The 12,256-nt window shown below is 72.7% G+C and carries 12 protein-coding genes; 6 read left to right on the top strand and 6 right to left on the bottom strand.

What is annotated here, in order from left to right; all coding sequences use genetic code 11:
* Positions 1-13 precede the first annotated feature (13 nt).
* Complete coding sequence (locus tag AC3ANM_RS09950; RefSeq protein ID WP_488284256.1) at positions 14-661, bottom strand: fasciclin domain-containing protein; 648 nt, start codon at positions 659-661, stop codon at positions 14-16.
* 98 nt (positions 662-759) lie between these two features.
* Entirely contained in the window at positions 760-2,304 is a 1,545-nt protein-coding gene (locus AC3ANM_RS09945) for a molybdopterin-dependent oxidoreductase (RefSeq protein ID WP_488284255.1), read from the bottom strand.
* Between the two features lie 64 nt (positions 2,305-2,368).
* Between AC3ANM_RS09945 and AC3ANM_RS09940 the strand changes: the two genes are divergently transcribed.
* The 3 genes from AC3ANM_RS09940 to purM all read left to right on the top strand — a co-directional run bounded on the left by AC3ANM_RS09940 (position 2,369) and on the right by purM (position 5,409).
* Positions 2,369-2,593, top strand: a complete 225-nt coding sequence (locus AC3ANM_RS09940) for a hypothetical protein (protein WP_488284254.1) — start codon at positions 2,369-2,371, stop codon at positions 2,591-2,593.
* Positions 2,594-2,614: 21 nt separating this feature from the next.
* Complete coding sequence (purF, locus tag AC3ANM_RS09935) at positions 2,615-4,198, top strand: amidophosphoribosyltransferase (protein WP_488284253.1); 1,584 nt, start codon at positions 2,615-2,617, stop codon at positions 4,196-4,198.
* Between the two features lie 89 nt (positions 4,199-4,287).
* On the top strand, positions 4,288-5,409 hold the full coding sequence (gene purM, locus AC3ANM_RS09930; RefSeq protein ID WP_488284252.1) for a phosphoribosylformylglycinamidine cyclo-ligase: 1,122 nt from the start codon (positions 4,288-4,290) through the stop codon (positions 5,407-5,409).
* 329 nt (positions 5,410-5,738) lie between these two features.
* Here purM and AC3ANM_RS09925 read toward each other — a convergent pair whose 3' ends face one another.
* Together AC3ANM_RS09925 and AC3ANM_RS09920 are read right to left on the bottom strand one after the other, a co-directional pair.
* Positions 5,739-5,936, bottom strand: coding sequence for a DUF3073 domain-containing protein (locus AC3ANM_RS09925; protein ID WP_488284251.1), 198 nt, complete (start codon positions 5,934-5,936; stop codon positions 5,739-5,741).
* 292 nt (positions 5,937-6,228) lie between these two features.
* Positions 6,229-7,338, bottom strand: coding sequence for a Glu/Leu/Phe/Val dehydrogenase dimerization domain-containing protein (locus AC3ANM_RS09920; RefSeq protein ID WP_488284250.1), 1,110 nt, complete (start codon positions 7,336-7,338; stop codon positions 6,229-6,231).
* A gap of 202 nt (positions 7,339-7,540) precedes the next feature.
* Between AC3ANM_RS09920 and AC3ANM_RS09915 the strand changes: the two genes are divergently transcribed.
* From AC3ANM_RS09915 to AC3ANM_RS09905, 3 genes are all read left to right on the top strand, one after another.
* Positions 7,541-7,759, top strand: coding sequence for a BldC family transcriptional regulator (locus tag AC3ANM_RS09915; RefSeq protein ID WP_488284249.1), 219 nt, complete (start codon positions 7,541-7,543; stop codon positions 7,757-7,759).
* A gap of 127 nt (positions 7,760-7,886) precedes the next feature.
* Complete coding sequence (locus tag AC3ANM_RS09910) at positions 7,887-8,594, top strand: SDR family NAD(P)-dependent oxidoreductase (RefSeq protein WP_488284248.1); 708 nt, start codon at positions 7,887-7,889, stop codon at positions 8,592-8,594.
* Positions 8,591-9,643: an S-adenosylmethionine:tRNA ribosyltransferase-isomerase gene (locus AC3ANM_RS09905; RefSeq protein WP_488284247.1), complete on the top strand. Its 1,053-nt coding sequence runs from the start codon at positions 8,591-8,593 to the stop codon at positions 9,641-9,643. Before AC3ANM_RS09910 ends, AC3ANM_RS09905 begins: the two co-directional genes overlap by 4 nt.
* 121 nt (positions 9,644-9,764) lie before the next feature.
* On the opposite strand, the gene AC3ANM_RS09900 is transcribed toward AC3ANM_RS09905, so the two are convergent.
* Positions 9,765-10,889 (bottom strand): alkaline phosphatase family protein, encoded by a 1,125-nt coding sequence (locus tag AC3ANM_RS09900; RefSeq protein ID WP_488284246.1) that lies wholly within the window; start codon positions 10,887-10,889, stop codon positions 9,765-9,767.
* Positions 10,886-12,148, bottom strand: a complete 1,263-nt coding sequence (locus AC3ANM_RS09895; RefSeq protein WP_488284245.1) for an alkaline phosphatase family protein — start codon at positions 12,146-12,148, stop codon at positions 10,886-10,888. The genes AC3ANM_RS09900 and AC3ANM_RS09895 overlap by 4 nt, the downstream gene beginning before the upstream one ends.
* Positions 12,149-12,256 lie beyond the last annotated feature (108 nt).

Raw genomic sequence — 12,256 nt, 5'->3', positions numbered from 1 at the left:
CGTGCAAACCGGCTCAGGACTTGGGCAGGAGCACGCCGTCGATGATGTAGACGGTCGCGTTGGCCGTCGGGACGTTGCCGCAGATCACCTTGGCGTTGCCGTCGACGGTGAAGTCCTGGCCGGAGCCGGCCACCGTGATGCTGCCGCCGCCGAGCGTCTTGTGGGTGCCCGCCAGCTGCTCGGGGGTCAGCTTGCCTGCGACGACGTGGTTGGTCAGCACCTTGGTCAGCAGGCCCTTGGGGTCGGCCATCGCCTTGTTGAGGGTCGCCTTGTCGAGCTTGCCGAAGGCGTCGTTGACCGGCGCGAAGACCGTGATGCCGTCCGCGGAGTTCAGCGTGTCGACCAGGCCGGCCTTCTTGACGGCGGTGACCAGGGTCGTCAGCAGCGGGTTGTTGCTGGCGGCGGTGGCGACCGGGTCGGTGGCCATGCCGTTGAAGCTGCCCTTGCCGTCCTTCGGCACGGCCGCGCAGCCGGCGCCGAACACCTGCGACATGGCGTCGGCGGAGGAGGAGGTCGCCGACGGGCTCGAGGTCATCGAGTCCGGGGAGGAGGCGCTGGTGGTGGGGTTGCTGGCGCTGCTGTCACTGCTGCCACACGCGGCCAGGCCGAGGGGGAGTGCAAGGGCAACGGCAGCGATGGCGCTGGCGCGACGGATCTTCATGACGGATCTCCTTGTTGTTGTCCTGCTTGCACTGGTTGTTCGGTGCTGACCTGCGGATGGATTGGTTTGTGGCTGAACAGTTTTCAGCGATGCGGGGCTCAGGCGACGAGGACGACGACGTCCTGGATGCCGCTGGAGCCGTCGGGGAACGGCGTGGCGCGCCGGTCGGTCTGGACCGCACCGGTGCCGTCGGTCGCGCGCACGCGCAGCTGGTGGCGTCCGGAGGTCGCCTTCCACGGCAGGTACCACTGGCGCCAGTAGTCGAGGCCGACGTCCGGACCGAGCGTGGCCCTCTGCCACGGCCCCTCGTCGACACTCACCTCGACGGCCTTGATGCCGCGATGCTGGGCCCAGGCCACCCCGCCGATCGCGGTCATGCCGGCCGGGATCGTCGACAGCGGGCGCGGCGTGTCGATCCGGGCCGAGGTCTTGATCGGCGCCTGCGTGGCCCAGTCGCGCCGGGTCCAGTAGGCGCGGTCCCTCGCATAGGTGGTGGCGGTCAGCTTCGTCAGCCACTTGGTCGCCCCGACGAAGCCGTAGAGCCCGGGCGTCACGAGCCGGGCCGGGAAGCCGTGCTTCGCCGGCAGCGCCTCGCCGTTCATCCCGATGGCGACCATCGCGTCGCGCCCGTCCCGCACCACCTGCATCGGGGTGCCGATGGTGAAGCCGTCGACGGCGGTGCTGAGCAGCTGGTCGGCGCCCTCGTGCACGCCGGCGCGCCCCAGCAGGTCCTCCAGCCGCACGCCCAGCCAGCGGGCGGCGCCGACGTAGCCGCCGCCGACCTCGTTGCTGACGCACGTCAGCGTGATGTCCCGCTCGACCAGCGGCATCGCCAGCAGGTCCGCGTAGGAGAAGGTCAGCTCGTGCTCGACCATCCCGTCGATGCGCAGCCGCCAGCCGTCGGCGCGGACCCTGGGCACGACGAGGTTGGTGTCGACCCGGTAGAACGCGGCGGTGGAGGTGCGCAGCGGCGAGATGCCCTTGACCGTGGCCTCCAGGCCGGTGGGCAACGCCACGGCGGGGTCGCGCGGGGCGGGCAGTGCCGCGACGCCGGTGGTGCCGGAGTCGGCGAGCCGCTGGCCGAGGGCGCCCACGGCGACCGCACCCACCCCGACGCCCGCGGCGCCGATGAGGAAGGTGCGCCGGCTGTCGCCGGCCGTGGGGTATGCCGTGACGGCCAGTCCGCTGCGCGCCGCGCCTCCGGCGAGGAGCCGCACGAGCAGGACCAGCACGCCCAGGCCGACCGCCGCGGTGGCGACGCCGGGCAGGGCGTCGACCGGCGCGGCGACCGGGCGGGTCAGCGCCGCGGCGAGGGCCAGGCCGGTGAGCACGAGGAGGAATGCCACCCCGTAGCCGAACCGGCGCCGGGCCAGCACCCCCGCGGCCGCCGCCAGGACCAGCGTCACCAAGGTGACGCTGCCCAGCAGGATCGCCTTGTCGTTGGTGCCGAAGTGCGCGACCGCCCACTCCTTGACCGGGGTGGGCGTGGCGTCGATGACGGTGGAGCCGACCGCCAGCACCGGGGAGGCCGCCGGGTCGGTGAGGCCCGCGACCAGGTGACCCGCCGCGATACCCGCCACGGCGGCGAGGATGCCCGTGAGGGCGTGCCGCCAGGAGGCGCTTGCTGCCGCTCGGATCCCCATGCCGGTGGTTCGGTGCGCGGCCCCGCACGGATGGGTCGCCCGGCGATCACCTACCGTGGAAGGCGTGAGCCAACCGCCCCGCACCCCGCGTCGCGCGCCCCGGATCGCCCCCTTCCTGCTGACCGGCGGCGTCCTCGGTTTCCTGGTCGGCTTCGTCGTCAGCGTGCTCGGCCCGCCCACCGCCAGGTACGGCGCGGCCGGCGAGATCGGGTTCGTCGGCGTGGGCTTCGCCGCCCTCGGGGTGCTGCTCGGCGGCATCGTCTTCGTCCTGCTCGACCGGCGCGCCTGAGCCCTGTGGGAGACTGAGCACGTGGCACGCGGCGACGGGCACTTGTCCCACGACCTCCTCCCCGGCGAAAAGGGCCCGCAGGACGCCTGTGGCGTCTTCGGCGTCTGGGCCCCTGGCGAGGACGTCGCCAAGCTGACCTACTTCGGGCTCTACGCCCTGCAGCACCGCGGTCAGGAGTCCGCCGGCATCGCGACCAGCGACGGCTCGCGGGTGCTCGTCTACAAGGACATGGGCCTGGTCTCCCAGGTGTTCGACGAGACCAGCCTCGGCTCGCTCAAGGGCCACCTCGCGGTCGGGCACTGCCGCTACTCGACCACCGGCGGCAGCACGTGGGAGAACGCCCAGCCCACGCTCGGCGGCACCGACCAGGGCACCGTCGCGCTCGCCCACAACGGCAACCTGATCAACTCCGCCGAGCTGCGCGACCTGCTCGCCGAGCGCAGCGGCCAGGGCTTCTCGGGCCACCTCGGCGGCGAGCTGCGCCGCGGCAACACCACCGACACCGCGCTCGTGACGGCCCTGCTCACCGACGACCCGGACCGCAGCCTCGAGTCGGCCGCGCTGGACGTGCTGCCGCGGCTGCGGGGTGCCTTCTGCTTCGTCTTCATGGACGAGCAGACCCTGTATGCCGCGCGCGACCCCCAGGGGATCCGCCCCCTGGTCCTCGGTCGCCTCGAGCGCGGCTGGGTGGTGGCCTCCGAGACGGCCGCGCTCGACATCGTCGGCGCCAGCGTCATCCGTGAGGTCGAGCCCGGTGAGCTGATCACCATCGACGCCGACGGGCTGCGCTCCCGCCGCTTCGCCGAGCCTGCGCCCAAGGGCTGCGTCTTCGAGTACGTGTACCTGGCCCGCCCGGACACCACGATCAGCGGGCGCGGCGTGCACGAGGCCCGGGTCGAGATGGGGCGCCAGCTGGCCCGCGAGCACCCGGTCGAGGCCGACATGGTCATGCCGACGCCGGAGTCCGGCACGCCCGCGGCGATCGGCTACGCCCAGGAGTCGGGCATCCCCTACGGCCAGGGCCTGGTCAAGAACTCCTACGTCGGGCGCACCTTCATCGCGCCGAGCCAGACCATCCGCCAGCTCGGCATCCGGCTCAAGCTCAACCCGCTGCGTGACGTCATCCGGGGCAAGCGCCTGGTCGTCGTCGACGACTCGATCGTGCGCGGCAACACCCAGCGCGCGCTGGTGCGGATGCTGCGCGAGGCCGGGGCGGCCGAGGTGCACGTGCGCATCTCCAGCCCGCCGGTGCGCTGGCCCTGCTTTTACGGCATCGACTTCGCCACCCGCGCCGAGCTCATCGCCACCGGCCTGGGCGTGGAGGAGATCCGCTCCAGCATCGGCGCGGACAGCCTGGGCTACATCAGCGAGGACGGCATGATCGCGGCGACCGACCAGCCCCGGGAGCGGCTGTGCACCGCCTGCTTCACCGGCGTCTACCCGGTCGAGCTGCCCTCCGAGGACCGGCTCGGCAAGGGCCTGCTCGAGCTGGAGCTGCCGATCTCGACCGGGCGGGTTGACGCCTCCGACGCCGGCACGGTCGACGTCGAGGGTGTCGGCACCGGGGTGTCCGGCGGCGCGTCCGACGCCCTGACCCGCCCCTGACCCCGTCCGGCACGACGACCTTCACGACGACCGACCGGCACGACCCACCCGCACCCGGCCACACGGCATACCGGAGGACCGATCCCGTCATGACCACCCCCAGCTCGCCCATCACCTATGCCGGAGCCGGCGTCGACGTCGAGGCGGGCGACCGTGCGGTCGAGCTGATGAAGGCGTCCGTGCGGCGGGCGCAGCGGCCGGAGGTGCTCGGCGGCCTCGGCGGCTTCGCCGGGATGTTCGACGCCTCGGCGCTGAAGGCGATGGACCGGCCGGTGCTCGCGACCTCGACCGACGGCGTCGGCACCAAGGTCGCCATCGCGCAGCGGATGGACAAGCACGACACGATCGGCTTCGACCTGGTCGGCATGGTCGTCGACGACATCGTGGTCTGCGGGGCCGAGCCGCTGTTCATGACCGACTACATCGCCACGGGCCGGGTCGTCCCCGAGCGGATCGCGGCGATCGTCTCCGGCATCGCCGCGGCCTGCGAGCAGGCCGGCACCGCGCTGGTCGGCGGCGAGACCGCGGAGCACCCGGGCCTGCTCGGCCCGGAGGAGTATGACGTGGCGGGCGCGGCGACCGGTGTGGTCGAGCACGACGCGGTGCTGGGGCCGCACCGGGTGCGCCCCGGTGACGCCGTGGTGGCGCTGGCCTCCTCGGGGCTGCACTCCAACGGCTACTCCCTCGTTCGGGCGGTCTTCGACCGGGCCGGGTGGGCGCTGGACCGCCACGTCGACGAGCTCGGCCGCACCCTCGGCGAGGAGCTGCTCGAGCCGACCCGCGTCTACGCGCGCGACCTGCTGTCGCTGGTCCGCTCGCCCGCGCTGGACGTGCACGCGCTCAGCCACGTCACCGGCGGGGGGCTCGCCGCCAACCTCGCGCGGGTGCTGCCGCAGGGGACCTTCGCCCGGCTGGACCGTGGCTCGTGGACGCCGCCGCCGATCTTCACCCTCGTGCAGCAGCTCGGTCAGGTTCCGGTGGCCGACGTCGAGCGCACGCTCAACTTGGGGGTCGGGTTCGTGGCGGTGCTGCCGGCCAGTCAGGCCGACGAGGCCGTGCGCGCCGCGGAAGCGCTCGGCCTGCCCGCCTGGGTCCTCGGTGAGGTGAGCGCGCTCGAGGGCGCGCCGGTGGAGGACGGCGTCGAGGTCGTCCACGGCGCCAAGGGCGTCGACGGCGGCGCCGTGCAGGTCGTCGGGTCGCACCCGGCCTGAGCCGCAGCTCCTCCGGGCCCGGTGGGCGCTGAGGCGCTCCCGTGCGTCGGTGGATGCTGGCGCGCCGGCGCTGCCGCGCGCCCGGTGGGCGCTGGGGCGCTGCATGGCACCCGGAGGCGTCGCCTGCATGGGCGCACGGTGACGTCGGCAGCCGCGGAGGTTGCCCAGACCGTCAGGGGTGAGGCGGCCGGCGTGTCGCCCGGCCGCGCACATGACAGGGCGCCGTCACCGCTGTCGCGGCAGCAGCACCCGGATCAGGTGTGAGGGTGACCCACCCGCCCTGGGGCGGGACTCAGGACGGCGCGCCCCGGAGGGCGCGCCGCATGAGGTCAGCGTTGGCCTGACGCCCACTTTCCGTAGTCGTCATAGCCGTCATCGTCCTCGGCATCCTCGGAGCTGCGCTCCGGCTCTGCGTAGGACGACCCGTGCAGTTCTCGCTCCAGCGCGCTCAAGTCAGTGTCGGGGGAGAAGTACTTCAGCTCCCGAGCGACCTTGGTCTGCTTGGCTTTGGCCCGGCCGCGCCCCATGGCGTCGACCCCCTCATGCGTCTGCCGGGACGGCATCGCTCGGTCGAGCCCGTGGTCAGCGGGTTCGACTCCACGGAGCGGTCCCGGGAATCTCGTATTTCGTGGTGGTAACGCTACAGGAGCAATGCAAATTCGCGCTCCCCGGCCATGCGTGTGGCAGCCCACTTTGTGACCTGTCCGGGCCGGTCGAGCACGCCGTGGGGCGTGGACCGGCCCGGACCGCGGGTCATCTGTCCGGATTGTGGCGGTCAGTGTCCGGTGGCCGGGGTCCCGGTGGTCGGGCCTGCGGGGTTCAGCGCGCGCTGGGCAGCCAGATCCGCGAGGGGTTGCCGACCGTGGCCATGCGGCGCTCGGCGATCCGGTCGGCGGCGACGGCCGGGGAGGTGCCCTCCTCGGCGGCCATCCGCAGGACCGAGGCCGTCGCCTCGAAGATGCCCGTGGCGCGCTGCTTGGCCCGCTCGAAGTTGAAGCCGTGCAGCTCGTCGCTGACCTGGATGACCCCGCCGGCATTGACGAGGAAGTCGGGGGCGTAGGTGATGCCCCGCTTCATCAGGCGGTCGGCGCTGCCGCCGGGCCCCTCGGTCACGAGCTGGTTGTTGGCCGCGCCGCAGACGATGCTGGCGCCGAGGACGTCCACGGTGGTGTCGTCGAGCGCGCCGCCGAGGGCGCACGGGGCGTAGATGTCGATGTCGGAGCGGACCAGGGTCTCGACGTCGTCGACGACGTCGACCTGCGGGTGGCGCAGCCGCAGCGCCTCCAGGGCGCCGGGGCTGACGTCGGTGGCCACGACGTGGGCGCCGTCCTCGATCAGGTGGGCGGTGAGGATGCGCCCGACCTTGCCGACGCCGGCGACGCCGACGCGGCGGCCGTGCAGGCTCGGGGTGCCCCAGACGTGCTGGGCGCTGGCCCGCATGCCCTGGAAGACGCCCCAGGCGGTGAGCACCGAGGAGTCGCCGGCGCCGCCGTTGGACTCGCTGCGCCCGGTCGCGAAGCGCGTCTCCTTGCCGACGACGTCCATGTCGGCGACGTACGTGCCCACGTCGCACGCGGTGACGTAGCGCCCGCCGAGGCTCTCCACGAAGCGGCCGTAGGCGCGCAGCAGCGCCTCGGTCTTGTCCGTGGCCGGGTCGCCGATGATGACGGCCTTGCCGCCGCCGAGGTCGAGGCCGGCCACGGCGTTCTTGTAGGCCATGCCCCGCGAGAGGCGCAGCACGTCGGCCAGCGCCTCCTCCTCGGTGGCGTAGGGGTAGAACCGCGTCCCGCCGAGGGCGGGGCCGAGCGCCGTGCTGTAGATGCCGATGATGGCTCGCAGGCCGGTAGCCTTGTCATGGCAGAAGACGACCTGCTCGTGGCGGTCCTCGGGGTGCTCGGGGGAGGGCGGTACGACGGGCGACGCGGTCACGGTGGTGACTCCTCGATTCGGTGGGGATCGCGCGGGTCTCGCGGCGGAAATCAGCCTAGAGCCGATCGCGTCACGGGGAAGTAACTAGTTCTTTTGGGGCATCAGATATGACACGTCGGGATTGTTCCCAAGTCGTCACCAATGTCCGAAACTGATGGTGTACCCCACAGACACGGGTGCACTGTCCGTAGAGGAGACGACCATGACCGCGAGACACCTCGATGCCGAGAACTTGCTGACTCCGGCAGAGGTTGCGGCACTCTTCCGTGTTGACCCCAAGACGGTCACGCGCTGGGCCAAGGCCGGCAAGCTCAACTCGATCCGGACCCTCGGTGGCCACCGCCGCTACCGCGAGTCCGAGGTTCGTGCCCTGCTCGAGCGCGCCAACCTGGCCGCCGAGCACGAGCCCGGCGTCGCCTGACGCCCGGCTGAGCTGCCTGACCCACCCGAAGAGGCTGCCCTCGAGGTCGCCGCACCCACGGCCTTGACATCAAGTTCGCTTCACCTTTGAGCATGGGCTCTACCACCCGATCACCGGAGGAGAGCCCATGCCTGTCGCCGTCATCACCGGCGCATCCCGCGGTCTCGGCCGTGCCACGGCCGCCGCACTGACCCGACGCGACTGGACCGTCGTCGTCGACGCCCGGTCCGCCGCCGACCTGGCCGCGCTCGAGCGCGAGGTCCCCGGGGTGATCCCCCTGGCCGGCGACGTCACCGACCCCGACCACCGTGCCGCCCTGGCGGCGGAGGTGTCGCGCCACGGCGGCCTCGACCTGCTCATGAACAACGCCAGCCTGCTCGGGCCCAGCCCGCAGCCCGCGCTGGCGTCCTACCCCCTGGACGTGCTCCGCCGCGTGTACGAGGTGGACGTCCTGGCCCCGCTGGCCCTGACCCAGCTGCTGCTGCCGGCCCTGGCGTCCACTCGGGGCGTCGTGCTCAATGTCAGCTCGGACGCGGCCGTGGAGGCCTACGAGGGGTGGGGTGGCTACGGCTCGGCCAAGGCGGCGCTGGACCACCTCAGCGCCGTGCTCGCGGCCGAGCAGCCCGACCTGTCGGTCTACGCCGTGGACCCCGGCGACATGCGCACCGCCATGCACCAGGCGGCCTTCCCGGGGGAGGACATCTCCGACCGGCCCGAGCCCGAGGCCGTCGTGCCGGCGCTGCTGCGCCTGCTCCAGGAGCGGCCGGCCAGCGGGCGCTACCGCGCGGCCGACCTGCTCGACGGGGTCGGCCCGGCCGCCGGGGTGCCGGCATGAGCCTGGCCGTGGACCCCGCGCTGGACTTCCGCGTGCCGGAGGGCGCCGTCGCCACGGAGCCTCCGGAGGCCCGGGGCCTGCGCCGGGACGAGGTGCGGCTGCTCGTGGCGGACCCCCGCGGCGTGACCCACGCCCGGTTCCGCGACCTCGGCGGGTTCCTGCGCGCCGGGGACGTGCTCGTCGTCAACACCTCGGCGACCCTGCCGGCGGCGCTGCCCGCCCGGCGCGGCCGCGCGGACATCACCGTGCACTTCGCCGCCGAGCCCGAGCCGGGCACCTGGCTGGTCGAGCTGCGCCCCGGGCCGCGGGCGACCGGGCCGCTGTGGGACGGCCGGGAGGGCGAGCGCATCGACCTGCCCGGCGGGGCAGCGCTGCGGCTGCTCGCGCCCTACCCGGACCCGCTGGCCGACCGGGCCCGGGTGTGGCGCGCCCGGGTCCGGCTTCCCGTGCCGACAGACGAGTTCCTCGTCGCCCACGGAGCGCCGATCGCCTACGCCTACGTGTCGCAGGAGTGGCCGATCTCGGCCTACCAGACGGTCTTCGCCCGCGACCCGGGCAGCGCCGAGATGCCCAGCGCGGGCCGACCGTTCAGCGCCGAGCTCGTCTCGGACCTGGTGGCGGCGGGGGTGCTCGTCGCGCCCGTCACCCTGCACACCGGGGTGTCCTCGTTCGAGGCCGGTGAGGGACCGCTGCCCGAGCGGTATGCCGTGCCCGAGGGCTCGGCGGCGCTGGTCAACCTCGCCCGGTCCCGGGGCGGCCGGGTCATCGCCGTCGGCACCACCGCCACCCGGGCGCTCGAGACGGTCGCGTCGCCGGATGGCACGGTCGTGGCCGGCGCGGGCTGGACCGACCTCCTGCTCGGCCCGGCCCGGCCGGCGCGCGCCGTCGACGGGGTCATCAGCGGCTGGCACGAGCCGGGCGCCTCGCACCTGCTGCTGCTCGAGGCCGTCGCCGGGGCGGAGGTCGTGCGGCGGGCCTACGCCGAGGCGGTCGCCGAGCGCTACCTGTGGCACGAGTTCGGCGACAGCGCCCTCCTCCTGCGTGACTGAGCCGACTCAGCCAGCCACCCGGCATACCCGTCATCCTCGACCGGACGCACGAAACGGCCCGAATCCCCCTCTTCCGAGGGCTGATTCGGGCCGTTTGGTACGTCCGGTGGGCTCAGTGGGGTCAGAAGGAGCCGTTGTAGACGTCGAGGCCGAACCGGTTGAGGCCCGAGGACCCGGCGTAGCCGAGGTAGGGCAGGCCGAACAGGTCCTCGATCGAGGCCAGCAGTGAGTAGTGGTTGTAGGACGTGCTGCTCACCGTGCCGGGCTTGGTGAACGGGCTGATCACCAGCGCGCCGACCTTGCCGCCGCCCATGCCGGTGATGCCCGGCAGCGCGGCGTTCGGGCCGGGGCCCTCACCGCAGCAGGCGGTCGCGTCGGACTGCGGGCCGTCGGACTCGTCGAAGGTGATCACGAGCATGCCGTCCTGCTTGAACGCCGGCGAGGACGTGATGCGCGGGACCCACGTCTTGAGCCACTCGTCGGCCGAGGCCAGGCCGCCGGGGCGTCCGTCGACGCACGGGGCGTCGTGGCCGTCGTCGCACAGGTTCGGCGTGATGTAGCTCAGGTTGCGGGTCGTCGAGGCCGCGCCCAGGTCGCTCGTCAGCGCCGACAGGTCGACCACGTGGTCGGCGCACGACGGCGAGTCGATGACCGAGTGGAAGTACATGAACGGGTTGTGCCGCGTGGCGTACTGGTCGCCGACCTTGGCCTTCTGCGTGTCGTCGACGGCGCCCACCTGCGGGTGCCGGCACGGCGTGCCCATGTCCTCCATGTAGCCGCGCCAGCTCAGGCCCTTGCCGGTCAGCTGGTCGGGCAGGTTCGGCACCGAGGTCGGGAAGACGCAGCCGTTGCCGACCGCCTGCCCGGGCGAGACGGTCCCGGACCCGGTGAAGTTCGAGTAGGTCTGGCAGTCCGCCTGCATCTGGCTGTTGGGGCCCTGGCCGCTGACCTGCGCCACGTAGTTGGGCTGGCTGTTGTGCGCCGTGCCGTAGTAGCTCGAGAGCAGCACGCCCTGCGATCGCAGCGTCTGCGACAGGTACGGCGCGGCCGACCCGGGGCCCCACGTCTCGTCATACCCCTTGTTCTCCAGGTTGATGACGAACACGTGTTTGGCCGGCGGCAGGTATGCCGAGCCGGCCGCGGGCTTCGGGGCGGCGGCCGAGGCGGTGGTCGCGACGGCGACGAGGGTGGTGAGGGCGGCCGCGGCGGCGGCCAGGGCGGCCGTGCGGCGTCGGGGGCGGATCATGCGGGCAGGCTCCATCCGTGCTTGGTGGCGAGGTCCTTGAGGGCGTGCCAATCCTCATAGTCCGCGAAACCACCCGGGGGGCAAGGGGTCCCGTAGAAGGGGGGCACGTCGTAGCGGGGGGCGGCCAGGTTGGTCGTGCTGAAGTCCAGCACCTCGGCCAGGTTGTTGGCGGCGGCGTCGCGGGGGGTGAGCGGGGCCAGGCCCCAGCGCCACTCGATCATCTTCAGCACCGAGGTGTGGTCGTAGACGCCGTGCGCGACGTGGCTGCGCCGGGCCTTGGGGGAGACGACCAGGCAGGGCACCCGGAAGCCGCGCAGGCTGCCGTACTCCGGGTGGGCGTCCGGCGCCGTCGTCGGCGCCACGTGGTCGTAGAAGCCGCCCCACTCGTCGTAGTTGACGACCAGGAGCGTCCGCCCCCAGCTCGGGGAGGTCGTGACGGCCTCGTAGACCTGGTCGAGGAAGTACTGCCCGGCGCGGATGTCGGCGTGCGGGTGGTCGTCGGCCGAGGACCCGGTGGACTCGTCGAGGAACTTGGGGTCGACGAAGCTCACCGCCGGCAGCGTCCCGGCCTTGGCGTCGGCCAGGAACGACGTGTAGGGCTTGGAGATGTCGACGTACTTGTCGCCCCACAGCGCCAGGAACGGGGTGTCGTTGTAGTAGTACGTGCCCTTGACCCCGGCGTCCTTGAGCCGGTCCCAGATGGTCGGCATGGTCGAGATGGTCGTGGAGTTGTGGATCCGGTCGGTCTGGGCGGAGTGCTGGTAGAAGCGGTTGGGGTAGGTCTCGGCCAGGATCGCCGAGAAGTAGCTGTCGCAGACCGTCCAGTCGCGCGCGGCCCGGCCGTAGAAGGCCAGGTCGGCGTCGGTGTAGTAGCCGATCGCGAACTCGTCGTTGTCGCCCGAGCGCAGCCAGCCGTCGCACTTGCCGTCGTTGTACTGCACCCGGCCGCCCTCGTAGGAGTGGTCCGGGTCGGGGTGGGCGCAGCCCTGCGTGTCGGTCAAGTGGTGCGTCTGGCGCTGCACGCCGTAGCGGTCGGTGTAGGTCAGGCCCGCCTGCTTGCCGTTCGCGCCGGGCAGCCAGCCCAGGTAGTGGTCGAACGAGCGGTTCTCCATCATCACCACGACGACGTGGTCGATGCCGGAGTCGGCGGGGGCGGGAAGGGTCGGCGTGGCCGCGGTGGCGGGCAGGGCCTGGTCCAGGGCTGCGGCGCCCAGTGCGGCGCCGGTGCCGGCCAGCAGCTGTCGTCGGCTGATCTCCATGACGGGAGAACGCGACCGGCCCGCAGCGGGTCACGCCACGTTCCGGGAGTTCACGTCGTCGTCACCCGGTTCACCTCTCGTTCACCACGACCGGGTCCGGCACCATGG

Source organism: Oryzihumus sp. JJN4-3R (assembly GCF_057747915.1).
This window is presented reverse-complemented; position numbering and strand designations above follow the sequence as displayed.